We start from the raw sequence: 24,353 nt of genomic DNA on the forward strand, positions 1-24,353 counted from the left end.
GATCGGCGGGCTATCGACACTTCGCAATTATTTTTGGCGCTGGCAAGACAACTTGCATGTGCCGCCGCCGTGGCCCCTGCGCATGTTGCCGCCGTGTTGCGCGCGCTTGATCCGAACGAGAGGCCTACGACGGCCAACGTCGTCCAAGTGCCGCTCATCCCGCGCCCGGATGGGCGGTTTGCCGCGCCGAATCGGCGTCTATACGATCCCGCGCCTTGCCCCCAAAGGAAATGCGCGGATGCCGCCCACGATTGCTTCTCCCTCGACGTCCGTAGCGTCGACCAACGCCGCCTGGCAGCAGCGCAGCCGGCGCCATGTCTGGCACCCCTGCACGCAGAGCATCCGCCTGGAGGCCGTGCCGCCGCTGCCCATTGCGCGCGGCGAGGGCGTGTGGCTCTTCGACGCCGAGGGCCGCCGCTACATGGACGCCACCAGCTCGTGGTGGGTCAACCTGTTCGGCCATGCGCACCCCGCGCTCAACGCCGCGCTGAAAGACCAGCTCGACAGGTTCTCCCACGTGATGCTCGCGGGCTGCACGCACGCGCCCGCCGTGGAACTGGCGGAGCGACTGTCCGCGCTCACGGGGCACGCGCTGGGGCATTGCTTCTACGCCTCCGACGGCGCCTCGGCCGTGGAGATCGCGCTGAAGATGAGCTTCCACGCCTGGTGCAACGCCGGCCGCGGCCGCAAGCGGCGCTTCGTTGCGTTGCGCCAGGGCTACCACGGCGAGACGCTGGGCGCGCTGCACGTGAGCGACGTGCCGGTGTTCCGCGACGCCTACGCGCCGCTGCTTGCGAACGCGCACCTCGTGGCTTCGCCCGACGCGCGGCGTGCGCGGCCCGGCGAAGACGCAGCCGCGGTCGCGCAGCGCGCGGCCGACGAACTCGACGCACTGCTGGCCGCGCAGCACGACACCATTGCCGCCGTGATCGTCGAGCCGCTGGTGCAGTGCGCCACCGGCATGGCCATGCACGACCCCGGCTACCTGCGCCGCGTGCGCGCCTCGTGCGACCGGCACGGCGTGCACCTCATCGCCGACGAGATCGCGGTGGGCTGCGGGCGCACCGGCAGCTTCTTCGCGTGCGAGCAGGCGGGCAGCTGGCCGGACTTCCTGTGCCTGTCCAAAGGCATCAGCGGCGGCTACCTGCCGCTGGCGCTGGTGATGACGCGCGACGCCATCCATGACGCCTTCGTCGACGACGACGTGGCGCGCAGCTTCCTGCACTCGCATTCGTACACCGGCAATGCGCTGGCCTGCCGCGCGGCGCTGGCCACGCTGGACCTGTTCGACAGCGAAGACGCGCTGCAGCGCAACCGCGGCCGCGCGCAAAGGCTGCTGACACGGCTGCAGGATGGACTCGACGGCCAGGTAGGCCAGGACATCGCGCATCTCAGGCAGCGCGGAATGATCACCGCCTTCGACGTGCGCGACCCCGGCGCGCGTTTCGCCGAGCGCTTCCACATGGCCGCGCGGGCGCAGGGCCTGCTGATGCGGCCCATCGGCCACACCGTCTACCTGATGCCGCCCTATGCGATCGCCGACGACGAGATCGACCAGCTCGTCGACGGCACGCTCGCCACCCTCAAGGCCACGATGGCCACCCGTTCGAACGAAGGAGCCCGCGATGTCGCGCTTGCTTGACCGCCTGCAGGGCGAGATCGCCACGCTAGACGCGCAGTCGCTGCGCCGCCGCCGGCAGATCGCCGAGACCGCCTGCGCGCCCGAACAGACCTTGACGCTCTCGGGCGCCGCGACGCCGCGCACCATGCTCGGCTTCAGCAGCAACGACTACCTGGGCCTGGCCGCGCACCCCGCGCTGGCCGCGGCCTGGGCCGAGGGCGCTGCGCTGTACGGCACGGGCAGCGGCGGCTCGCACCTGATCCTCGGCCATTCGCGCGCGCACGCCCGGCTCGAAGAAATGCTCGCGCACTGGATGTCGCCCTTCATCCCCGAGGCGCAGAGCCTGTTCGTCTGCACCGGCTACATGGCCAACCTGGCGGTGCTGTCGGCGCTCGGCGGGGCGGAGGCCGTCATCTTCTCGGAGGCGCTCAACCACGCCTCGCTGATCGACGGCGCGCGGCTGGCCAAGGCGCGGGTCGAGCGCTATCCGCACTGCGGCATCGCCGCGCTCGACGCACAGCTCGCCGCCTGCGACGCGCCGGTGAAGCTCATCGTGAGCGACGCGGTCTTCAGCATGGACGGCCACATCGCGCCGGTGGCCGAGCTGCTCGCGCTGGCCGAGCGGCACGACGCCTGGCTGGTGATCGACGACGCGCACGGCTTCGGCACGCTGGGCGCCACGGGGCGCGGCACGCTGCAGGCGCTGGGCCTGCGCTCCGAACGGCTGGTGCTGGTCGGCACGCTGGGCAAGGCGGCGGGCGTGTCGGGCGCTTTCGTGGCGGCGCACCGCACCGTCATCGACTACCTGGTGCAGCGCGCGCGGCCCTACATCTTCACCACGGCCGCGCCGCCGGCCGTGGCGCATGCGCTGCTCGCGAGCCTGGCGCTCATCGAAGGCGAGGAGGGCGCCGCACGCCGCGCGCGGCTCACGGCCCGCATCGCGCAACTGCGCCGCGGCCTGCAGGCCGTGCTGCCGGCGGACGGCAGCGCATGGCTGCCGCCGTCGCCCACCGCGATCCAGCCGCTCATCGTCGGCAGCAACGCACGCGCCATGCGCGCGATGGCGCAGCTGGACGCGCACGGCCTGCGCGTCGGCGCGATCCGGCCGCCGACGGTGCCCGCGGGCACGGCGCGGCTGCGCATTGCGCTGTCGGCCAGCCACAGCGAGGCCGATGTGGCGCGGCTGATCGACGCGGTGGGCGAGGCGCTGGCGCAACCCGTGCGGGAGGCCGCATGACGCGCCGGCAGTGGTTCGTGACGGGTACCGACACCGGCATCGGCAAGACGCTGGTCAGCAGCGCCATGCTGAGCCTGCTGGCCGGCTCTGGCCTGCGCGCGGTCGGCATGAAGCCGGTGGCCGCGGGGCTGGACGAAGTGCACGGCGAATGGCGCAACGACGACGTCGAGCGGCTGCACGCCGCCGGCAATGTCGACGCGCCGCTTGCGCTGCGCTGCCCCTACCTGCTGCGCGCGCCGATGTCGCCGCACCTGGCAGCCAAGGAAGAGGGCGTGCGCATCGCGCTGCAGCCGATGCTCTCGGCCTTCGCCGAGCTTTCGGCGCGGGCCGACGCGGTGGTGGTCGAAGGCGTGGGCGGCTTCTGCGTGCCCTTCGGCGACGACCTCGACAGCGCCGACCTGGCGGTGGCGCTGGGCCTGCCCGTGGTGCTGGTGGTCGGGCTGCGGCTGGGCTGCCTCAGCCACGCGCTGCTGACCGCCGAGGCCATTCGCGCGCGCGGCCTGGTGCTCGCGGGCTGGGTGGCCAGCATGGTCGATCCGTCGATGCTGGCGCCGCAGGCCAACCTGCAGACGCTGCGCGCGCGGCTGGGGGCGCCGTTGCTGGGCATCGTGCCGCACCTGGAGCACCTGGAGCACCTCGCGCACCCGGAGGCCGCGCGGGCTGCTCAGGCCGCCCGCCACCTCGACCTGCGGGCCTTGCGCGCCACGGCGGCCCATGCCGCGCGCCGCGCGCTGCCGCAAGAAGAAGCAGCCTCGGCCGGCTCAGGCGCGCTGGCCTGATTCCGCCAGCCGCTTGGCGCGCGCGCCGCCCTGGCGCTCCAGCATCCAGCCGGGGTATTCGGCCGGCATCGCGCTCACCTTGTCGAGCGTGGCCAGTTCGTCGGCCGTGAGCTTGATGGCGGTGGCCGCGATGTTGTCGTCGAGCTGCTCGACGCGCTTGGCGCCGATGATCACGCTGGTCACCACCGGCTGGTGCAGCAGCCAGGCCAGCGCGACCTGCGCGACCGACACCTTGCGTGCGTCGGCGAGCTGGCGCATCACGTCGATGCAGTCGTAGGCACGCTCCACGTTCACCGGCGGAAAGTCGAAGCTGGTGCGGCGGCTGCCTTTTTCGGCTTCCACGTTGCGGCCGTACTTGCCGCTCAGCAGGCCACCGGCCAGCGGGCTCCACACCATCAGGCCGACGTTCTCGCTGCGCAGCATGGGCGCGAGTTCGCGCTCCAGGTCGCGCCCGGCAATGGTGTAGTACGCCTGCAGCGACTCGAAGCGCGCCAGCCGGTCGCGCTCGGCAATGCCCAGCGCCTTGGCGATCTGCCAGGCCGCCCAGTTCGACACGCCCACGTAGCGCACATGGCCGTGGCGCACCAGCGTGTCGAGCGCGTGCACGGTTTCCTCGATGGGCGTGAGCGGGTCGAAGCCGTGGATCTGGTACAGGTCGATGTGGTCCAGCTGCAGCCGCTTCAGGCTGGCCTTCACGCCGTCCATGATGTGAAAGCGCGAGGCGCCGGCCGAGTTCACGCCCTTGCTGCCGGTTTCGCCCAGCACCTTGGTGGCCAGCACGAAGCTGTCGCGCGGCGCCTTGAGGTTCTTCAGCGCCTGGCCGGTGATGACCTCGGACTGGCCTTCGGAGTACACGTCGGCCGTGTCGATGAAGTTGATGCCGGCGTCCATCGCCTTGCCGATCAGCCCTTCGGCCTCGGACTGCTGCAGGTTGCCGATCTGGCCCCAGATGCCGGAGGCGCCGCCGAAGGTCATGGTGCCGAGGCACAGTTCGGAAACCAGGAGGCCGGTGCGGCCGAATTTGCGGTACTGCATGGAGGAGTTCCTTTGCTTGGAGGCGCCTGTGCGGGCCGAAAAGCCCCGGCGGCTGCAAAAAGTATCCCGCCGGCGCCCCGTGGGTGGCGAGCGCGTTCCTGCAAAGGTCTTGCCTAATTCTCCAGACCTCCGGCCGGGGCCGTGCAGATTCGCGGGAGCGGCGCTAAGCTGCAAACCGCTCATTCCTCCAGGGTGGCCGTTGCGTGGCTGCCCCTTTATCGTGACAAGGCCATGAACATGTCCGACGAAACACCCGAAATCGCCGCCATCATTGCCCAGCCCATGCCGCTGGAACCCGAACTCGACGAAGCCAGGAAGGAACTGGTGCAGTTGATCAACCGCATCACGCGCGGGCAGGACGGCACGGTCGAAACGCCGGTGGCCGGCCTGCAGCTGTTCTGCATCAGCAAGCCCGACGGCCCCAAGCACGCCTTCGCAAGCCCGGCGCTCGGGCTGATCGCACAGGGCTCCAAGCGGATCATCGTGGGCGACGACATCTACGTGTACGACCCGATGCACTACCTGGTGACCTCGGTCGACCTGCCCGTGTGCGGCCAGATCCGCGTGACCAGCGAGAACGAGCCCTACCTGGGCCTGCGGCTGGAACTGGCGCTGGACGAGATCGGCGAACTCATCGGCGACGAGAAGCTGCCGGCCAAGGCCAACGCGCCCGCGTCGCGCGGCATGTACGTCAACCGCATCGCGATGCCGGTGCTCGACCCGGTGCTGCGGCTGCTGCGGCTGCTCGAGACGCCGGAGGACGTGCCCATCATGGCGCCGATGATCAAGCGCGAGATCATGTACCGCCTGCTGGTGAACGGCGAGGGCGCGCGGCTGCGCCAGATCGCGCTGCAGGACAGCCACACCCAGCGCATCGCCAAGGCCATCAGCGCGCTGCGCGTCAACTATGCGCAGTCGCTGCGGGTGGAAGACATGGCGCGCGCCGTGCACATGAGCGTGTCGTCGTTCCACCACCACTTCAAGGCGGTGACCGCGATGAGCCCGCTGCAGTACCAGAAGCAGCTGCGCCTGCAGGAGGCGCGCCGCCAGATGCTGGTGACGGGCATCGACGTGGCGAGCGCGGCGCACAGCGTGGGCTACGAAAGCCCCTCGCAGTTCGCGCGCGAGTACGGCCGCATGTTCGGCGCGCCGCCGCTGCGCGACAAGCAGCGCTGGCTCAGCGAGGCGGGCAACGACGCGCTGGGCGCGGCCTCGATGGAAGCCGCGTGACAGCCAGCCGCTCAACCGCCTCTTGATCGCCGTTTAGGCCTTTCGAAGTGCGCGCGCGTCCTGCAAGGGGTCGCGCGGGCGTCCGGCGGCGGGCCGCCCCGGCGTGGAGAGACTGCAGGTTTCCCCAATCTCGCAGCCCTCACTGTCCATGGCCGAATCCAAAGTCGCCATCTACGGCGCAATCGGCGCCAACGTTGCCATTGCCGTCACCAAGTTCACCGTGGCCGGCATCACCGGCAGCTCCGCGATGCTGTCCGAAGGCATCCACTCGGCGGTCGACACCTTCAACGGCGTGCTGCTCTTGGTGGGCATTCGCCTGAGCAAGCGGCCGCCCAGCGCGGAACACCCGTTCGGGCACGGCAAGGAGCTGTACTTCTGGAGCCTGATCGTCGCGGTGCTGATCTTCGGGCTGGGCGGCGGCGTGTCGTTCTTCGAGGGCGTGCAGCACATCCGCCAGCCCGAGCCGATGCGCGATCCCACATGGAACTACGTGGTGCTCGCGGCCGCCGCCGTGTTCGAGGGCGCGAGCTTCGTCATCGCGCTGCGGCAGTTCCTCGAGCAGGCCGGCGACACGCCGTTCTGGGAGGCGCTGGACCGCAGCAAGGACCCCACCACCTACACCGTGCTGGCCGAAGACTCGGCGGCGCTGGCGGGCCTGGTGGTGGCCGGGCTGGGCATCTATTTCAGCCACCGGTTGAACATGCCGGAGCTCGACGGCGCGGCGTCGGTGGTCATCGGGCTGCTGCTCGCCGGCGTGGCCGTGCTGCTGATCCGCCAGGCGCGCGGCCTGCTGATCGGCGAAGGCATCCGCCCCGAGACGGCACGCGCGATCCGCGAGATGGCCATGGCGCAGCCCAGCGTGGAAGAGGTCGGCCATGTGCTGTCGATGTACGTCGGGCCCGACAACGTGCTGGTGGTGGTCGACGTCAACTTCCACGACGACACCGACACCGGCGAAGCGGCCGAGGCCATCGCCGCCATCGAGAAGCAGGTGCGCGCGCGTTTCCCGATGATCAAGCGGCTGTTCATCGAGGCCAGCGACGCACCCGCCATCGACGTGGCGGCGCACGGCGCGACGCGTTAGACACAAGCCTCAGCCTCGGCGCTTAGCACTTTCGGCGATTTCTTGCGTCGACACGACCATGCAGGTTTTACAAAATCTCGCTATTGTTTTCCCCGCTGCAGCACGCCCGCCTCGCGAGAGGCGGAACCCGAACAACACGGAAAACATACGGAGTAAGCATGCTTTGGGAAAACAAGCTGGCGCAATGGAGTGCCGGTGTGCGCGCACGTGCGAACCTGCCCGCACGGCTCACGTTGTGGGACGGCAAGTCCTATGACTTCGGCGAATTCAGCGGGCCCTCGGCCCCGTCCGTCACGCTGCACGTGAAGTCGCCCGCGGCGCTGTCGCTGATGCTGCAGCCCACGCTCGACAACCTCGGCGAGGCCTATGTCAAGAGCAAGATCGACATCGAGGGCAAGCTCAGCGACGTCATCGACATCGCCTACGGCCTGGCGAAGGCCTCCATGGACAAGCCCGGCGGCGCGCTGCAGAACATGGCGCGCTACTTCACGCACACCAGGTCGTCGGACCGCAAGTCCATCCAGTACCACTACGACGTGTCGAACGCGTTCTACCAGCTCTGGCTCGACACGAACATGGTGTATTCGTGCGCCTACTTCGAGAACGGCGACGAAGACCTGGCCACCGCGCAGCTCAAGAAGATCGACCACATCCTCACCAAGATCGAACTCAGGCCGGGCCAGACCCTGCTGGACATCGGCTGCGGCTGGGGCGCGCTGGTGATCCGCGCGGCGCAGAAGTTCGGTGCGCGCTGCGTGGGCGTGACGCTGTCGCAGGCCCAGTTCGACCTGGCCAGCGAGCGCGTGCGCGCCGCGGGCCTGCAGGAGCGCATCGAGATCCGCCTGCAGGACTACCGCGACGTGAGCGGCCAGTTCGACCGCATCACCAGCGTCGGCATGTTCGAGCACGTGGGCCGCAAGAACCTGCCCGACTACTTCAAGCGCGTGCAGCAGCTGCTGGCCGACGACGGCGTGGTCATGAACCACGGCATCACCTCGTCCGACCCCGAGGGCGGCGGCGTGTCGTATGGCGGCGGCGACTTCATCGACCGCTACGTGTTCCCCAACGGCGAACTGCCGCACATCAGCCTGGCGCTGCAGGCCATGCAGCAGGGCGGCCTGGAGGCCTTCGACGTGGAGAACCTGCGCCGCCACTACGCGCAGACGCTGCGCTGCTGGAGCGACGCCTACGAAGCCAACAGCGACAAGCTGCACGCGCTGGTCGACGAGGAGAAGTTCCGCATCTGGCGCGTGTACCTGGCCGGCTGCGCCTATGCCTTCGAGAACGACGACGTGGCGATCTACCAGATCGTCGGGCGCAAGGCGGGCAGGGCGGCGAAGACGCTGCCGTGGTCGCGGCGGTACGTCTACGACGGGACCTCGGCGCTGAGCGCTTGAGGCTCCGAGCGCCTGAACTCGGGGTGCACCCGGGCCATGTGCGCCGCCGAGAGCTTGAGCCCGGGACAAGGGCTCACCACCCCCGATAGCATCGCGCGCACATGAACACCACGACCAAAACAACAAGCCGCCCGCTGGTCATCGCCTCGATCATGGCCTCCATGGCCATGGTGGCCATCGAAGCGACCATCGTCTCCACCGTGATGCCGCAGATCGCCTCCGAGCTGGGCGGGCTGCACCTGTACAGCTGGGTGTTCGCCTCGTTCCTGCTGGCGCAGACCGCGATGACGGTGGTGTTCGGCAAGCTCTCCGACCTGTACGGCCGCAAGCCCGTCATGTTCGTGGGCATCGCCATCTTCCTCATCGGCTCGGTGCTGGCGGGCTTCTCGTGGTCGATGCCGGCCATGATCTGCTTCCGGCTGATCCAGGGCATCGGCGCGGGCGCCATCCAGCCCGTGTCGCTCACCATCGTGGGCGACCTGTACCCGGCGCGCGAACGCGGCAAGGTGCAGGGCTACCTGGCCAGCGTGTGGGCCATCTCGGCGGTGGTGGGGCCGATGATCGGCGCGCTCATCGTGCAGAAGCTGGAGTGGGGCTGGATCTTCTGGATGAACGTGCCCATCGGCCTGGCCGCCGCCGCGGGCTTCTGGCTGTACCTGCACGAGGCGCCCACCGTGCGGCGCTCGTCCATCGACATCGTGGGCGCGGTGCTGTTCACCGTCGGCATCGCGGCGCTGATGATCGCGCTGACCGACTTCGGCATCGGCGACATGGGCAGCGCGGCCATGTGGGCGGCGGTGTTCGCCGTCACGCTGGTGCTGTTCGTGATGCAGGAGCGCCGCGCCGCCGACCCGATGGTGTCGCTGCGGCTGTGGGGCGCGCGCATCATCGCCACCGTGAACGGCGCGGCCATGCTGGCCGGCATGGTGCTCATCGGCATCACCACCTTCCTGCCGATGTACGTGCAGGTGGTGCTGCAGCGCTCGTCGGTCACGGCCGGGCTCACGCTCACCATGGTGATGCTGGGCTGGCCCATCGGCGCGACGCTGACCTCGCGCACTTTCCACCGCATCGGCCTGTGGCGCATGGTGGTGGTGGGCGCGGCGCTGATCCCGGTGGGCACCGCGGCCTTCGCGCTGCTGTCGTCGGCCAGCACGCCGCTGCTGGCGGCGGTGGGTTCGTTCGTCATCGGGCTGGGCATGGGCGTGATGAGCCTGGCGTCGCTCATCCTCATCCAGGAAGCGGTGGACGTCGCGCAGCGCGGCGTGGCCACCGCGTCGAACGTGTTCTCGCGCAACCTCGGCAGCGCGCTGGGCGCGACCTTCTTCGGCGCGGTCTTCAACTTCGGGCTGACGCGCGGCGACGGCGCCATGGCCTTCACCGACGACCAGCTGCGCCTGCTGCTGCAGGGCTCGCACGGCTCGGCCGCCACCGACGCGGGCATCCGCATGGCGCTGGGCGGCTCGCTGCATCTGACCTTCGTGACCATGCTGGTCGTGAGCATCGGCGTGGTCGCGCTGGCGTTGCTGCTGCCCAAGGAGGGGCTGGAGAGCCACGCGGTCGGGGCGGGGAAGCCTGCCGCGAAATAAGAGGCAGGGCGCAGGGCGCTGCGCCTTCAGGGCACCAGCGATTTCTTCATGTGCGCCAGGTAGTAGCCGGGCGCGCAGTCGTCGATGCGGGCGTACTCCTCGTAGCCGTGCTTCAGGTAGAACCCGCGCGCCTGCCACTCGAAGGTGTCGAGCCTGGCGTTCTGCGCGCCGAGCGCGATGGCCTGCCGCTCGGCCCCGGCGAGCAGGCGGCTGCCCAAGCCGGTGCCGCGCATGTCTTCTTCGACGAACAGCACTTCGATGTTGAGCCAGTAGAGAAACACGAAGCCGCGCAAGCCGCCGAGCAGCCGGCCGCTCTCGTCTTTGGCGTTCAGGCGGATGTACTGCTGCTCCGGGTACTCGCCGACGAAACCGTAGTTGTAGTGGCGCTGCTTGCGGCCGAGTTCACCGGAGCGAAGTTCCTCGTCGGTGGCGGGAGCGATGGTGATGTCGTTCATTCAGGCGAAGGCCAGTGCGATGAGCATGGGTGTGAAGAAGCCGGCGACCAGTGCCGCCGACACGAACAGCAGTTCGCCCAGATAGACGGGCTTTCGTGTCACCGCCCCGGCCGCAGGCCCGAGCACGAGCGGCATGGCGACCAGCAGCAGCACCGCGATCAGCGTCGAGCCCGTGAGGTAGTGCGACACACTGCCCCAGGCCATCCCCATCACCGCGATGCCGACGCATGCGATGGGCCTGGCGACGGGTTTCTCTTCGGGTGCCTTCGTGCCGGCCGGCGGGCCGGGCGAGACCACCGCCGCATGCCAGACCATGCCCGCGGCGAACGACAGCAGCGTGACCAGCGCCACCGGGCCGCCGCCGAACGCGGGGATGACCAGGGCCAGCAGCAAGGCGGCCGACAAGCCGGCGACGGTGGCGAGCACCACGCGCCAGAAGAGCAATGCGGCGAGCAATCCGATGAGGTCGTCCATGGTTCCCCGTTCTTCTCCAGCGCGCCACTGTACCGGCTCGCCGAGGTCTAGGGCGCGCGCTGCATATCGATCCGCGCTTTCCTTCTTTGTGCGCCGCGCGGTGCGTTGATACGGTCGCTCTCTTTGCATTTCAAGGCGAGCGACCATGGGCGCGAGAGATTTCGAGGGGCAAGTGCTGTCGGGCGCCGACGGCGCGGCTCGACACCAGGTGGACGTGCTGGTCATCGGCGGCGGCCCGGCCGGTGCCTGGGCCGGGGTGAGCGCGGCGGCGCAGGGTGCGCGCGTGCTGCTGGCCGACAAGGGCTTCTGCGGCACCTCGGGCGCCACCGCGCCTTCAGGCACCGGCCTGTGGCACGTGCCGCCCGAAGGCACCGCGCGCGAGGAGGCCAAGGCCAGCCGCTTCGCCATGGGCGGTCAATTGGCCGAGCACGCCTGGATGGACCGCGTGCTCGCGCAGACCTGGGACAACGTCGAGCGGCTCAAGGACTGGGGCTACCCGTTTCCGGCCGACGACCAGGGCGCGCTGCGCTGCACCTCGCTGCAGGGCCCTGAGTACATGCGGCTGATGCGCAAGCGGGTGAAGGCATCGGGCGCGCGCATCCTCGACCACTGCCCCGCGCTCGAACTGCTGGTGGACGAACACGGCACGGTCTGCGGCGCCACCGGGGTGAACCGGCAGACCGGCGACACCTGGGTGGCGCGCGCCGGCGCGGTGGTCATCGCGACCGGCGGTTGCGCCTTCCTGAGCCGCGCGCTGGGCTGCAACGTGCTCACGGGCGACGGCCAGTTGATGGCGGCCGAGGTGGGCGCGGCGCTGTCGGGCATGGAGTTCTCCAACGCCTACGGGCTCGGGCCGGCGTTCTCGTCGGTCACCAAGTCGCTGTTCTACAACTGGGCCACGTTCTACACGGCCGACGGCGTGGCGATCGAAGGGGCGGGTTCATCGAAGGGCCGCGGCGTGATCGCGCAGACGCTGCAGTCGCAGCCGGTGTTCGCCTGCCTCGACCGCGCCGACGCGCAGATCCGCGCGTGGATGCGCACCGCGCAGCCCAACTTCTTCGTGTCCTTCGACCGGCAGGGCATCGACCCGTTCACGCAGCATTTCCCGGTGACGCTGCGGCTCGAGGGCACGGTGCGCGGCACGGGCGGCTTGCACCTGGTCGACGACGCGTGCGCGACCTCGGTGCCCGGCCTGTACGCGGCGGGCGACGCGGCCACGCGCGAGCTGATCTGCGGCGGCTTCACCGGCGGCGGCAGCCACAACGCGGCGTGGGCGCTGTCCTCGGGGTTCTGGGCCGGCGCGGGTGCGGCGGCCTTCGGGCGCGATGCGCGCGCCAAGGCCAGCCGCACCGTGCTGCGCGCCGGCGGCGTGGCGCTGGCCACGCGCGGCATGGCGCCTTTCGACGCACAGCAAGTCGTGCGCGCGGTGCAGGCCGAAGTGTTTCCGTACGAGCGCAACTGGTTCCGCGAAGGCGACGCACTGCGCGATTCGCTCGCGCGCCTCGACGCGCTCTGGGCGCGGCTGCGCACCAGCGCGCCCGCCGCCACGGCCACCGAGGCGGTGCGCGCGCGCGAGGCGGCGGCCATGCTGGCCACCTCGCGCTGGATGTACCGCAGCGCGCTGCAGCGCACCGAGACCCGCGGCATGCACCGCCGCCGCGAGCATGGCGCGCTCGACCCGGCGCAACGCCACCGCCTGCTCAGCGGCGGGCTCGACGAGGTGTGGGTGCAACGCCAGCAGGTGAAGGAGTCCGCATGATCGAAGTCGTCAGCACCGAACGCTGCACGGGCTGCAACATCTGCGTGAACGCCTGCCCGACCAACGTGTTCGAGGCGGTGCCCGGCGGCCCGCCACGCATCGCGCGGCAGGACGACTGCCAGACCTGCTTCATGTGCGAGCTGTATTGCCCGGAAGACGCGCTCTACGTGGCACCGATCGCCGACCGCGGTGCCACGCCCGAAGAGCGCGACGCCGCCGCCGAAGCATTGATGGGCAGCTACCGCAGCGCGGTGGGCTGGGGCAGGGGGCGCCAATCGACCGCGTCCGCCGACGCGAGCTTCGAACTGCTGCGCCGCGCGCACTGATCCCTTCCAAGTTTCTTTTCCAACTTCTTTCCTGTGAGTTTTTCGATGCCAGATATTTCCGGCCGCCGCCGCTTGCTGCGCGGCGCCGTGGCCGCGGCCGCCGCCAGCGCATTGCCCGCTTTCTCCATCGCCCAGGGCAGCGGCCAGGTACTTCGCCTGGGCTACATCGGCCCCGGCAAGAAGCCCGCGAACGCCACCGGCTGGGCCTTGCGCCAAGGCCACCTGCAGCGCGAGCTCGCTTCGCTCGGCTTCAAGGACGTGAGCACGCGCAACTTTCCGAACGGGCCCGACCTCAACGAGGCCTTTCTCTCGGGCGTGCTCGACGTCGGCATCTACGGCGACACGCCCGCCATCGTCGCGCGCTCGCGCGGCCTCGAGAGCCAGCTCATCGGCTTCGACGCCGTGGGCATGAACGTGTGGCTGCTCACGCCGCGCAACGGCGTGCGCGGCGTGAAGGCGCTCGAGGGCCAGTCGATCGGCGTGGCGCGCGGCTCTTACATGCACCGCTACGTGCTGGGGCTGCTGAAGGAACACGGCCTGCAGAAGTCGGTGAAGGTGATCCACATGTTCCCGCGCGACGGCGAAGCCGCGCTCGACCAGGGCTCCATCGCGGCCTTTGCGGCGCAGATCGACGTGGGCCCGCTGCTGGCGTCGCGCGGCTATCCGGTGATCGACCAGGCCGAGCGGCACCCGACGCTGCGCGGCACCTCGGTGATCGTGGCGTCGAGCAAGCTGCTTGCGGCTGCGCCCGGCTTGCCTGCCGCGTGGACACGCGCCCGCCGCACGGCGCTGCAGGAGATCCGCCGCGACAGCGCCGCGTACTACGCCTTTCACTCGGAGGTCAGCGGCTTCGGGCTGGACGTGGTGAAGCTCTCGCACCCGCTCTCGCAGTTTTCCGACGAGGCCTATCCGGCCGAAGGAATGGCTCTGCTCGAAGAGGTCAAGAAGTTCCTGCTGGCCGAGAACCTCGTGGGCCGCGACTTCGCGCTTGCGCAGTGGCGCGCGCCGCAAGCCTGAACCTCCGCGCACAGCCGCAACCAGCCCGCGCCGCAAGCACGCGCTCTCCGCGTGGAGATGCTTGCGCCCGCGCGCCGGCGCGGGCATCCTCGACTGCGTGCCGCCGGTTCACCGTGCGGCCTTTTTCATTCAATTCCCGTCAGGACCAGAGACACCCATGACCTACCACGCAGACTCCAAGCGCTACGACGCCATTCCCTACCGCCGCGTCGGCCGCAGCGGCCTCGTGCTGCCCGCGATCTCGCTCGGGCTGTGGCACAACTTCGGCGACACCACCTCCATCGCCACGCAGCGCCAGCTGCTGCGCACGGCCTTCGACCTGGGCATCAACCACTTCGACCTGGCCAACAACTACGGCCCGCCGTACGGCAGCGCCGAGACCAACTTCGGGCGCCTGCTGCGCGAAGACTTCAAGGCCTACCGCGACGAGCTCATCATCTCGAGCAAGGCCGGCTGGGACATGTGGCCCGGCCCCTACGGCAAGGGCGGCGGCTCGCGCAAGTACGTGCTGGCCAGTCTCGACCAGAGCCTGCAGCGCCTGGGCCTGGACTACGTCGACATCTTCTATTCGCACCGCTTCGACCCCGAGACCCCGCTGGAGGAAACCGCCTCCGCACTGGCCCAGGCCGTGCAGCAGGGCAAGGCGCTGTACATCGGCATCTCGTCGTACTCGGCCGGCAAGACGCGCGAGATGGCCGCGCTGCTGCAGGAGTGGAAGGTGCCCCTGCTGATTCATCAACCGGCCTACAACCTGTTCAACCGCTGGATCGAGAAGGACCTGTTGAACGCCACCGACGAGCTTGGCGCGGGCGTCATCGCCTTCACGCCGCTCGCGCAAGGCTTGCTCACCGACAAGTACCTGAAAGGCATTCCGGCCGATGCGCGCATCAACCGGCCCGGCGGCGGTTCGCTCAAGCAGGAGCATCTGTCGGACGCGAACGTGGAACGCGCCCGCGCGCTCAACGAAATTGCAAAGCGCCGAGGACAGACTCTTGCGCAGCTGGCGCTGACGTGGACGCTGCGCGACCCGCGCGTGAGCTCGGCGCTGATCGGTGCGAGCCGGCCCGAGCAGATCGTCGACAACGTGGCGGCGCTGTCGCACGCGCCGCTGAGCGCCGAGGAACTGGCCGAGATCGACAAGCACGCGGTGGAGGGCGGAGTGAACCTGTGGGAGAAGCCCTCGACGGACTTCGCCTGAACCTGGGGCATCGCGGCATCGCGGCATCGCGCCATTGCGCCATTGCGCCATTGCGCCATCGCGCCATCGCGAACCGCATCAGGTAACTTGGAATGCGTCTTTGGGAAAGCGGCGGCACTGCGCAGAATCGGTCGAAGCGTTCATTCGATCATTGCCATGCCACTGCGCACCCACTACCTTTCCCCGGCCGCCCAGGCGCGCCATGTGCTGGACCTGACGGCCAGGGCCTGGCGGATTCCGCCGAGCTCGGCGCATGCGCTGGCGCGGCGCGCGCCGCACGGCCACGTGCCGTTGCGCGCCATGCGCCGGCTTCACGCAGCGGCGGTGCTGGCCTTGCTGCCGCATTCGTGGTGAACTGTTCTCCGGGCGGCTGAAGCCTGAACCTGGAGACCGCGGATGCTGATTGTTCTCGGTGGCTTGCCCGGTACCGGCAAGACCACCATCGCGCGCGAGATCGTGGCGCTCGCTCCGGCCGCGTACCTTCGCATCGACACCATCGAGCAGGCACTGCGCTCGGCCAGCGCGCTGGCCGGCAAGATGGTCGGTGACGTGGGGCCGGCGGGCTACATCGCAGCGTATGCCCTGGCGCGCTCCAACCTCGCCTGGGGGCAGATGGTGGTGGCCGATGGCGTCAACCCGTTGCCCGTGACGCGCGAGGCCTGGCGCACCGTGGCGGCGGACGCCGCGGTGCCCATCGTCGAGGTCGAGATCGTGTGCTCGGATGCCGCCGAACACCGGCGGCGCATCGAGCAGCGAAGCATCGATGTCCCCGGCCTCGTGCGCCCGACCTGGGCTTGCGTGCGCGAGCACGACTACCAGCCGTGGACCACGCCGCGCCTGGTGATCGACACCGCGACCGTCGATGCGCGCGAAGCCGCGCAAGCGATCCTGTCGCATCTGCGCGGCTGAGGCATCGCGCTCGCAACAGGTTTCGCAACAGACCCCGCAACCCAACCCGCACTCAACAGATATCGATAGAGGAATTCAGCGCAAACGGTGCGCGCGATGCCCCGGAGAATTTGCAGCAATTCTTCCAAGGGCGTGTCCCGCCGCACACCGTGTCCTACTCGCTGTCCCTGCTCGACAAGAGCCTGATTCCCGAAGGCGCCGACGCCGCCCAGGCGTTCCAGCACACCGTTGCGCTCGCGCAAAGCGCGGAGCGGCTGGGCTACCGGCGCTACTGGCTGGCCGAGCATCACGGCAACCGCAACTACGCGGGCTCCGCGCCCGAAGTGCTCGCATCGCACGTGCTGGCGAAGACCTCGCGCATCCGCGTGGGCACGGGCGGCGTGATGCTGCAGCACTACAGCCCCTTCAAGGTGGCCGAGACCTTTCGCGTGCTCGCATCGCTCGCGCCGGGCCGCGTGGACCTGGGCATCGGCAAGGCGCCCGGCGGCCTGCCATTGACCAGCAAGGCGCTGCAGTGGCTGCACGACCCGCTGAAGCAGCGCAGTGAAGACTTCGGTGTGCGCTTGGCCGAGCTCGATGCCTTCCTGCACGACGGCATCGCTTCGGGCCATGCACTGGCCGGCGCGGTCGCCACGCCCAACCCGCCGCAACCGCCGCAACGCGTGGTGCTCGGCGGCAGCCCCGAAAGCGCGGTGCTCGCGGCGCGGCTCGGCTGGCAGTTCGCTTATGCCGGGCACTTCAACGGCGACCCGGTGAACCTCGCGCAATCGGTCGAGGCCTACCGCGCCGAGACCGGCCGCGCGCCGCTGCTCGCGCTGTTCGCCTTCGCCGCCGAGACGCCAGAGGACGCGGCCGCGCGGGTCGGCGCGCTGCGCAGCTTCCGGGTGCATCTGCCGACCGGGCAGAGCGTGAACCTGCCGAGCCTGGAGGCCGCCGCCGAGTTCGCGCGGCAGGCGGGCGTGAGCGACTACCGCACCGAAGAGCGCCGCCCGCATGTGATCTCGGGCACGGGCGAGCAGGTGCGCGACGCGCTCGATGCACTCAGCGAGCGCCATGGCATCGAGGAGTTCGTCATCGACATTCCGGTCGCGGATTTCGCGGCGCGCCATGCGTGCGTCGAGTTGCTGGCCAAGGCGCGCGAGACCGTGCCGGCCTGAGCTTTCCGTCTTCCTTCCTTCCCCCAAGAGACAAGAGCGATCGTCATGAGCAACATCAAGTTCGGCGTCATGCTGCAAGGTGCCGGCAGCCACATGAATTCCTGGAAGCATCCGGGCGGGCCGGCCGACGCGAGCGTCAACCTCGGCTTCTTCGTGCGCAGCGCGCAGAAGGCCGAGGCGGCCGGCATCGCCTTTGCGTTCGTGGCGGACGGGCTCTACATCAACGAGAAATCGATTCCGCACTTTCTCAACCGCTTCGAGCCGATCTCGATCCTGTCGGCGCTTGCGGCGGTCACCTCGAAGATCGGCCTGGCGGGCACCGTGTCGAGTTCGTACAGCGACCCGTTCACGGTGGCGCGCCAGTTCGCCTCGCTCGACCTCATCAGCGGCGGGCGCGCGGGCTGGAACGTGGTGACCACGCCGCTCGAAGGCAGCGCGAAGAACTACAGCCGCACGCACCCGGAGCACGCGCTGCGCTACGAGATCGCCGACGAGTACCTGGCCGTGACGCAGGGCCTGTGGGACAGCTGGGACGACGACGCCTTCGTGCGCAACCGCGAGAGCGGCCACTTCTTCGAGCGCGACCGGCTGCACACGCTCGACCACAAGGGGCGCTTCTTCGAGGTGTCGGGGCCGCTGAACATCCAGCGCTCCGCGCAGGGGCAGCCGGTGATCTTCCAGGCGGGCTCCTCGGACGCGGGCATCGGCCTGGCGGGCAAGTACGCCGACGCGGTGTTCACGCATTCCCCCTCGCTGGAGGACACGCGCAGCTTCCTGCGGCAGGTGAAGGCCAGCGCGGTGGCGCAGGGCCGGCAGGCCGGCGACGTGAAGATCTTTCCGGGCATCGGCCCCGTGGTCGCGGCCACCGAGGAAGAGGCCGAGGCCAAGTACCGGCTGATCCGCGAGCTGCTCACGGTCGAGGAGGCGCTGGCCTACCTGGGCCGCTTCTTCGACCACCACGACTTCGGCCAGTACGCGCTGGACGCGCCGTTCCCCGAGCTGGGCGAGCTGGGCCGCAACAGCTTCCGCTCGACCACCGACCGCATCAAGGCGAACGCGAAGGCCAAGGGCCTGACGCTGCGCGAAGTGGCGCTCGAGGTGGCCACGCCGCGCACGCAGTTCGTGGGCACGGGCGAGCGCATTGCCGACGAGATCATCCGCTGGGTGGACGAGGGCGCCGCCGACGGTTTCATCCTGGGTTTTCCAGTGTTGGGGCAGGGGCTGGACGACTTCATCGAGTTCGTCATTCCGGTGCTGGAGGCGCGCGGGCGCTACAGCCGCGAGCTGCCGGGCCAGACGCTGCGCGACCACCTGGGCCTGCCGCGCAAGGCGAGCCGGTATGAAACGGCGGCCGACCCAGCCGGCCTCGTCCAGCCACGGAGGGCTGCCTGATGAGCGACCGGTTCGTCTACACCACGCCGCTCGACCCGCGCGCCCAGCCGCTGCTCGAAGGGCTGGCCCTGGAATACGCCACCCGCTACGGCGACGTGCTGCGCGAGCCCGGCGAGCCGAAGGAAATCGACCGCTATCCGGCGCACCTGTTCGCCCCGCCGCACGGCAACTTCGTGCTGCTGCTGCGCGACGGCGTGGCGGTGGGCGGCGGCGCGTTCATGCGCCGCGACGAGCGCACCGCGGAGCTCAAGCGCGTGTGGACGCACGCCGACCTGCGGCGCCAGGGCCTGGCGAGCAAGGTGCTGCTCGAACTCGAGGCGCAGGTGCTGCGCCAGGGCTACGAGCGCATCTGCCTGACCACCGGCTTTCGCCAGCCCGAGGCCGTGGGCCTGTACCTGGGCCATGGCTACACGGCGCTGTTCGGGCCCGCCGCCGACCCGGAAACGCCGCGCAAGCTGCCGTTCGAGAAGGCGCTGCGCGTGACGCGGCAGCAGGGCGAGGAAGTCGCCCACACGGCCAGCTTGGCCGAGGCGGTGCAGCGATGAACACGGCCGTGCTCGACGCTGGCGCCGAGTCGCGCGACCCCGCGCCGGTTCACATGCCAGCACCGCAGCGCCCGACGCCCACGGCACCTGGCGCACCGGTGAAAGGCGACTACTCGCACTTGCGCATCGTCCCCGCCAGGTACCCGGCACGCACGGCGGGCACCGTCTTCGCGGTGCTGGTCATTGCGCTGGTGCTGTATTCGACGCTGACCAACCCGCGCTGGGGCTGGGGCGTGTTCGCCGAATGGTTCTTCGCCGAGCCCGTGCTCGAAGGCCTGGGCCGCACGCTGCTGCTGACGGCGCTGGGCGCGGTGCTGGGCTTCTTCTTCGGCACCGGGCTGGCCTTGGCGCGGGTGTCGCGCTCGCCGCTGCTGGCGCGGCTGTCGTGGGTGTTCACCTGGATCTTCCGTTCGATCCCGGTGATCGTGCTGCTGCTGATCATCAACAACCTGGGCTACCTGTACGAGACGGTGTCGCTGGGCATTCCGGGCACCGACGTCACCTTCTTCTCGTACCCGACCACGCAGCTGATCAGCCCGTTCGTGGCGGCGCTGCTGGGCCTCACGCTGAACCAGGCGGCCTTTGCCTCGGAGATCGTGCGTGGCGGCATCCTGTCGGTGGAGCAGGGGCAGCTCGAAGCCGCGGCCGCACTGGGCCTGTCGCGCAGGCGGCAGTCGTTTCGCATCGTGTTGCCGCAGGCCATGCGCACCATCCTGCCGACCGCGTTCAACGACATCATCGGGCTGGCCAAGGGCACGTCGAACCTCTACATCCTGGCGCTGCCCGAGCTGTTCTACACGATCCAGATCATCTACCGGCGCAACCTGGAAGTGATTCCGCTGCTGATGGTGGCGACCGTGTGGTACCTCGTCATCCTCACGGTGCTGTCGGTGGTGCAGCACCATGTGGAGCGGCGCTTCTCGCGCGGTGCGCTGCGCAATCCGCCGAATTCCTGGGTTGGCGGCATGGTGCACAGGTTGTGGCGTTCGAAGGTGCCGGCGGTGGCGCCGGTGGCCGGGTTGCCCGCTGCCGACGCCTCTGCCGATGCACCCGCGCAGGTGCCGCGCTGGACCGATCCGCTCACGCAGGGCGGCGAGGTCACCATCCACGGCGTGTCGAAGAGCTTCGGCGCGCTCAAGGTGCTCGACGACGTGACGCTCACCGTGGCGCAGGGCAGCGTGACGGTGATCCTGGGGCAATCGGGCTCGGGCAAGTCGACACTGCTGCGCACCATCAACCACCTGGAGCGCGTGGACGACGGCTTCATTGCCATCGACGGTGAACTCGTCGGCTACCGGCGCGACGCCGACACGCTCTACGAGCTGCACGAGAAGGAGATTCTCAAGCGCCGCGTCGACGTGGGCATGGTGTTCCAGAACTTCAACCTGTTCCCGCACCTCACGGTGCTCGAGAACATCGTCGAGGCGCCGGTCTCGGTGCGCGGCCTGCCGCGCACGGAGGCCGAGGCGCTGGCTTCGGAGCTGCTGGCGCGCGTGGGCCTGGGCGACAAGACGCATGCCTACCCGCGGCAGCTCTCCGGCGGCCAGCAGCAGCGCGTGGCCATTGCGCGTGCGCTGGCGCTCAAGCCCAAGGTGCTGCTGTTCGACGAGCCCACCTCCGCGCTCGACCCCGAACTGGTGGGCGAGGTGCTGGCCGTCATCAAGCAGCTGGCGCGCTCGGGCACCACGCTGGTCATCGTGACGCACGAAATCGGCTTTGCCCGCGAGGTGGCCGACACCGTCGTCTTCATGGAGCGCGGCCGCATCCTGGAGACCGGCTCGCCCGACAAGGTGTTCAACGCGCCGGCGCACCCGCGCACGGCCGAGTTCCTGGCCAAGGTTCTTTGACTCCCATTTCCTTACTGCACTGTCCTTCATGAACCATCGACGAAACATCCTGTGCGTCCTGCTTGCCGCGTTGCTGGTGCCGCTGGCGGCTTCGGCCCAGCCCGCGCCCGACCTGAGCCCCGAGCAGGCCGGCCGCCCGCGCGCGCAGAAGATCGACGAGGCCATCCGCCTCGCCAAGGACTTCAAGTTCCAGAAGGAGGGCGTGCTGGTCGTCGGCACGACCACCGGCCGCCTGCCGTTCGCGGCCTACGCCACCGACACCAGGACGCCCGTGGGCAACGCACCGGACATCGCGCAGCTGGTGGCCGACAGCCTCGGGCGCAAGCTGGAGCTGGTGTCCACCAGCTGGGCCGACTGGCCGCTGGGCCTGCAGTCGGGCAAGTTCGACGTGGTGGTTTCCAACGTGACGGTGACGGAAGAGCGCAAGGAGAAGTTCGACTTTTCCACCTACCGCAACGACCAGATCGGCATCTACGTGAAGACCGGCAGCAAGCTCGGCGCCATCAAGGAGCCGAAGGACATCGCGGGGCTCAAGCTCATCGTGCAGGCCAGCACCAACCAGGAGCAGATCGTGCTGCGCTGGAACAAGCAGAACCTGGCCGCCGGGCTGAAGCCGGTCGAGTTCCAGTACTACGACGATGACGTGGTGCAGCGCCTGGCCATCCAGTCGGGCCGCGCCGATGTGTACGTGGGCCCGAACGCCATTGCGGCCTACGAGGCACGCGACGGCAAGACGAAGCTCGCGGGCGTGTTCTCCGGCGGCTGGCCGCTCGATGCCGAGATTGCGGTCACCTCGCGCAAGGGCTCGGGCGTTGCCGACGCGGTCACGCTGGCGCTCAACGCGCAGATCAGGAACGGCAACTACGCCAAGGCGCTGTCGCGCTGGAACCTGGAGTCCGAAGCCATTCAAAGCTCGCGCACCAACCCGCCCGGCCTGCCGAAGAACTGATGACCATGGCTCTTTTCAAGCACACACCGGGCGCGTGGATGGCCCGCGGCCTTGTCGCGCTGACGCTCCTTGCGGGTGCGGCGCAGGCCGCCGACAAGTTCGACTTCACGCCCGGGCAGCAGGGCCGCCAGCGCGCCGGCAAGGACGCCGAGGCGGTGAACGCCATTGCGCCGAGCTTCAAGTTCGTGAAGCAAGGCGTGCTGACCATTGCCGTCGCACCGTTCGCGCCGCCGATCTCGACCTACGCCACCGACGCGAAGACCGTGGTCGGTTTCGACGCCGACTTTGCGCTGCTGGTGGCCGATGCGCTGGGGCTGAAGCTCGAGCTGCAGCCCATCGCCTGGGCCGACTGGCCGCTGGGCCTGAGCTCGGGCAAGTACGACGCGGTGATCTCCAACGTGGGCGTGACCGAGCAGCGCAAGGAGAAGTTCGACTTCTCGACCTACCGCCTGGGCCTGCACGGCTTCTACGTGAAGGCCGACAGCCCGATCCGATCGATCAGGGAGCCGAAGGACATCGCGGGCCTGAAGCTCACGACCGGCGCGGGCACGAACCAGGAGCGCATCCTGCTCGAGTGGAACCGCCAGAACGCCGCGGCCGGCCTGAAGCCCGCCACCCTGCAGTACTACGACGACGATGTGACGCGCACGCTGGCGGTGGTCACCAGGCGCGTCGACGCCAACTTCAATCCCAACGCGCCGCAGGCCTACGAGGCCGCGAAGAACGGGCAGATCCGGCTGGCCGGCACCGTGAACGCGGGCTGGCCGCTGAAGTCCGACGTGGCCATTGCCACGCGCAAGGGCAGCGGCCTGGCCGTGGCGCTCACCACCGCGGCCAACGGCCTGATTCGCAACGGCACCTATGCCAGGGCGCTCGCACGCTGGAGCCTGGCCGAAGAGGCGCTGCCGAAGTCGGAAACCAACCCGCCCGGCCTGCCGAAGTTCGCGCCGTGAGCATCCGTCGTCTCGCGTTCCTCACGCCCGGCAACTACGCCGAAGAAGACCCGCTGGCCGGCCTCGAGGCGGCGCTGAAGCTCTTCGCGTTCGGCGAGAAGCTCGGCTTCGACGGCGCATGGGTGCGCCAGCGCCACCTGGAGCGCGGTGTGTCGTCGGCCGCCACCTTCCTGGCCGCGGCCACGCAGCGCACGCGGCGCATCGAGCTGGGTGCGGCGGTGATCCAGATGGGCTACGAAAACCCGTTCAGGCTCGCCGAAGACCTGGCCACGGTCGACGTGCTCTCGCGCGGCCGGCTGCAGGTGGGCCTGAGCGCGGGTGCGCCGCTGCATGGCGCGTTGCTGGGCAACCGCTTTCACGACGCGGCGCCCCACACCGTCGACTACACGCACAAGCGGGTGGGGCGGCTCAAGGCCAACCTGGAGGACACGCTGCTCGGCGACGCGCAGACCTTTGTCGAGTCGGCCGGCGGGCGCGTGCGTGCGCGCGTGCAGCCGCATGCGCCGGGGCTGGTCGAGCGGCTCTGGTACGGCGGCGGCTCGCTGCGTTCGGCCGAATGGGCGGGGCGCAACGGCTTCAACCTGCTGCTGGGCAACGTGCTGTCGGGCGAGACCACCGACGATTTCCTGAACGCGCAACTGGGCCTGGTCGAGCGCTACCGGCTGAGCGAGACCGACGTGCGCCGCGGCCGCATCGCGCTGGGCCGCGTGATCGTGCCGCTCGACAGTGCCGACGCCGCCACGCGCAAGCGCTACCGCGCGTTCGCGGCCGGCCGCGTCGAACGCACGCTGGCGCCGCAGGGCGAGCGGCGCACGCTGTTCGCGAACGACCTGGTGGGCACGTCCGACGAGATTCTCGAAAGGCTGCGGCAAGACCCGGTGCTGCCGCAGGTGGAGGAACTGCGCGTGGAGCTGCCCTACAACTTCAGCACCGACGAGTACGAACAGATATTGACCGACCTGGCCGGGCGCATTGCGCCGGAACTGGGATGGCGTGCGAACTGATCTGGAGGAAGAAGAGAGGAAAGAGGGGACCTGAGGTTGAGTTCGAGGTGAGTCGGAATCGGGTTGCGCCTGCGCAACGCCGAGGGCGACCTTCAGCGGGCCTTCGGGCCCGCTTTTTTTCGCCTTCTAGAATCCCCGCCGGAGAACGGTGGTGTAGTGGAAGCACGTCCCCCTGCCAGGGGAGCAGCGCTGGTTCGAGTCCAGCTCGTTCTCCCTCGAATACGCATGCTCGCTCGATCGGCGAAGTGCCTGTCGATGGGTTCCTCGGACCAGAATTTCCCCTACTAGAATCCCCGCCGGAGAACGGTGGTGTAGTGGAAGCACGTTCCCCTCCCAGGGGCGCAGCGCTGGTTCGAGTCCAGCCCGTTCTCCCCCACATGCGTGTTTTTTCTTGAT

Annotated in this window: 23 protein-coding genes and 2 tRNA genes; 22 read left to right on the forward strand and 3 right to left on the reverse strand. The window is 69.4% G+C overall.

Annotated features, from left to right (window positions below; translation table 11 throughout):
- Positions 1-238: 238 nt before the first annotated feature.
- From bioA to bioD, 3 genes are read left to right on the forward strand one after another with little or no spacing between them, the layout of a single operon-like run.
- Positions 239-1,642 (forward strand): adenosylmethionine--8-amino-7-oxononanoate transaminase, encoded by a 1,404-nt coding sequence (bioA, locus tag BM004_RS12225; protein WP_093213529.1) that lies wholly within the window; start codon positions 239-241, stop codon positions 1,640-1,642.
- Positions 1,626-2,858 carry an 8-amino-7-oxononanoate synthase gene (locus BM004_RS12230; protein WP_093213531.1) on the forward strand — a complete coding sequence of 411 codons (1,233 nt, stop codon included), beginning with the start codon at positions 1,626-1,628 and terminating at the stop codon, positions 2,856-2,858. The genes bioA and BM004_RS12230 overlap by 17 nt, the downstream gene beginning before the upstream one ends.
- Positions 2,855-3,637, forward strand: a complete 783-nt coding sequence (bioD, locus tag BM004_RS12235) for a dethiobiotin synthase (protein WP_093213533.1) — start codon at positions 2,855-2,857, stop codon at positions 3,635-3,637. The genes BM004_RS12230 and bioD overlap by 4 nt, the downstream gene beginning before the upstream one ends.
- Here the strand turns inward: bioD and BM004_RS12240 are convergent.
- The gene (locus BM004_RS12240; protein ID WP_093213535.1) at positions 3,620-4,672 is read right to left on the reverse strand and encodes an aldo/keto reductase; all 1,053 of its coding nucleotides are present in this window, start codon (positions 4,670-4,672) and stop codon (positions 3,620-3,622) included. The two genes, bioD and BM004_RS12240, sit on opposite strands and share 18 nt — an antisense overlap.
- Positions 4,673-4,909: 237 nt before the next feature.
- Here BM004_RS12240 and BM004_RS12245 point away from each other — a divergent pair, with 237 nt between their 5' ends.
- From BM004_RS12245 to BM004_RS12260, 4 genes are all read left to right on the forward strand, one after another.
- Positions 4,910-5,902, forward strand: coding sequence for an AraC family transcriptional regulator (locus tag BM004_RS12245; RefSeq protein WP_093122061.1), 993 nt, complete (start codon positions 4,910-4,912; stop codon positions 5,900-5,902).
- 148 nt (positions 5,903-6,050) lie between these two features.
- Positions 6,051-6,986, forward strand: coding sequence for a cation diffusion facilitator family transporter (locus BM004_RS12250; RefSeq protein ID WP_093213537.1), 936 nt, complete (start codon positions 6,051-6,053; stop codon positions 6,984-6,986).
- A gap of 158 nt (positions 6,987-7,144) precedes the next feature.
- On the forward strand, positions 7,145-8,383 hold the full coding sequence (locus BM004_RS12255; protein ID WP_093122056.1) for an SAM-dependent methyltransferase: 1,239 nt from the start codon (positions 7,145-7,147) through the stop codon (positions 8,381-8,383).
- A 101-nt stretch (positions 8,384-8,484) separates the two neighbouring features.
- Positions 8,485-9,972 (forward strand): MFS transporter, encoded by a 1,488-nt coding sequence (locus tag BM004_RS12260; RefSeq protein ID WP_093213539.1) that lies wholly within the window; start codon positions 8,485-8,487, stop codon positions 9,970-9,972.
- A 26-nt stretch (positions 9,973-9,998) separates the two neighbouring features.
- Here the strand turns inward: BM004_RS12260 and BM004_RS12265 are convergent, their stop codons facing one another.
- Together BM004_RS12265 and BM004_RS12270 are read right to left on the reverse strand one after the other, a co-directional pair.
- Positions 9,999-10,427: a GNAT family N-acetyltransferase gene (locus BM004_RS12265; protein ID WP_093213541.1), complete on the reverse strand. Its 429-nt coding sequence runs from the start codon at positions 10,425-10,427 to the stop codon at positions 9,999-10,001.
- Positions 10,428-10,901: a hypothetical protein gene (locus tag BM004_RS12270; RefSeq protein ID WP_093122049.1), complete on the reverse strand. Its 474-nt coding sequence runs from the start codon at positions 10,899-10,901 to the stop codon at positions 10,428-10,430.
- A 145-nt stretch (positions 10,902-11,046) separates the two neighbouring features.
- Between BM004_RS12270 and BM004_RS12275 the strand changes: the two genes are divergently transcribed.
- The 15 genes from BM004_RS12275 (at position 11,047) to BM004_RS12345 (ending at position 24,328) form a co-directional block, all read left to right on the forward strand.
- The gene (locus BM004_RS12275) at positions 11,047-12,660 is read left to right on the forward strand and encodes an FAD-dependent oxidoreductase (protein ID WP_093213543.1); all 1,614 of its coding nucleotides are present in this window, start codon (positions 11,047-11,049) and stop codon (positions 12,658-12,660) included.
- The gene (locus tag BM004_RS12280; protein WP_093213545.1) at positions 12,657-12,986 is read left to right on the forward strand and encodes a 4Fe-4S dicluster domain-containing protein; all 330 of its coding nucleotides are present in this window, start codon (positions 12,657-12,659) and stop codon (positions 12,984-12,986) included. Before BM004_RS12275 ends, BM004_RS12280 begins: the two co-directional genes overlap by 4 nt.
- Positions 12,987-13,031: 45 nt before the next feature.
- Positions 13,032-14,003, forward strand: coding sequence for an ABC transporter substrate-binding protein (locus tag BM004_RS12285; protein WP_093213547.1), 972 nt, complete (start codon positions 13,032-13,034; stop codon positions 14,001-14,003).
- Positions 14,004-14,160: 157 nt separating this feature from the next.
- The gene (mgrA, locus tag BM004_RS12290; protein ID WP_093122046.1) at positions 14,161-15,201 is read left to right on the forward strand and encodes an L-glyceraldehyde 3-phosphate reductase; all 1,041 of its coding nucleotides are present in this window, start codon (positions 14,161-14,163) and stop codon (positions 15,199-15,201) included.
- Between the two features lie 156 nt (positions 15,202-15,357).
- Positions 15,358-15,555 carry a hypothetical protein gene (locus BM004_RS12295; protein ID WP_093213549.1) on the forward strand — a complete coding sequence of 66 codons (198 nt, stop codon included), beginning with the start codon at positions 15,358-15,360 and terminating at the stop codon, positions 15,553-15,555.
- Between the two features lie 42 nt (positions 15,556-15,597).
- Complete coding sequence (locus BM004_RS12300) at positions 15,598-16,110, forward strand: P-loop nucleotide/nucleoside kinase family protein (RefSeq protein WP_093213552.1); 513 nt, start codon at positions 15,598-15,600, stop codon at positions 16,108-16,110.
- 149 nt (positions 16,111-16,259) lie between these two features.
- Entirely contained in the window at positions 16,260-17,267 is a 1,008-nt protein-coding gene (locus BM004_RS12305) for an LLM class flavin-dependent oxidoreductase (RefSeq protein WP_093214080.1), read from the forward strand.
- Between the two features lie 45 nt (positions 17,268-17,312).
- Positions 17,313-18,659: an LLM class flavin-dependent oxidoreductase gene (locus BM004_RS12310; protein WP_093213554.1), complete on the forward strand. Its 1,347-nt coding sequence runs from the start codon at positions 17,313-17,315 to the stop codon at positions 18,657-18,659.
- Entirely contained in the window at positions 18,659-19,204 is a 546-nt protein-coding gene (locus tag BM004_RS12315) for a GNAT family N-acetyltransferase (protein WP_093213556.1), read from the forward strand. Before BM004_RS12310 ends, BM004_RS12315 begins: the two co-directional genes overlap by 1 nt.
- Before the next feature lie 53 nt (positions 19,205-19,257).
- Complete coding sequence (locus tag BM004_RS42420; RefSeq protein WP_093214084.1) at positions 19,258-21,051, forward strand: amino acid ABC transporter permease/ATP-binding protein; 1,794 nt, start codon at positions 19,258-19,260, stop codon at positions 21,049-21,051.
- 28 nt (positions 21,052-21,079) lie between these two features.
- Positions 21,080-22,000: an ABC transporter substrate-binding protein gene (locus BM004_RS12325; RefSeq protein WP_093122031.1), complete on the forward strand. Its 921-nt coding sequence runs from the start codon at positions 21,080-21,082 to the stop codon at positions 21,998-22,000.
- 38 nt (positions 22,001-22,038) lie between these two features.
- Complete coding sequence (locus BM004_RS12330) at positions 22,039-22,953, forward strand: ABC transporter substrate-binding protein (RefSeq protein ID WP_256219893.1); 915 nt, start codon at positions 22,039-22,041, stop codon at positions 22,951-22,953.
- Positions 22,950-23,957 (forward strand): LLM class flavin-dependent oxidoreductase, encoded by a 1,008-nt coding sequence (locus tag BM004_RS12335; RefSeq protein WP_093213558.1) that lies wholly within the window; start codon positions 22,950-22,952, stop codon positions 23,955-23,957. Before BM004_RS12330 ends, BM004_RS12335 begins: the two co-directional genes overlap by 4 nt.
- A 142-nt stretch (positions 23,958-24,099) precedes the next feature.
- Positions 24,100-24,170, forward strand: a tRNA-Gly gene (locus tag BM004_RS12340).
- Between the two features lie 87 nt (positions 24,171-24,257).
- A tRNA-Gly gene (locus tag BM004_RS12345) sits at positions 24,258-24,328 on the forward strand.
- The last annotated feature ends 25 nt before the right edge of the window (positions 24,329-24,353 follow it).

It is taken from the genome of Variovorax sp. OK212 (genome assembly GCF_900112425.1).
Lineage (GTDB): Bacteria > Pseudomonadota > Gammaproteobacteria > Burkholderiales > Burkholderiaceae_C > Variovorax.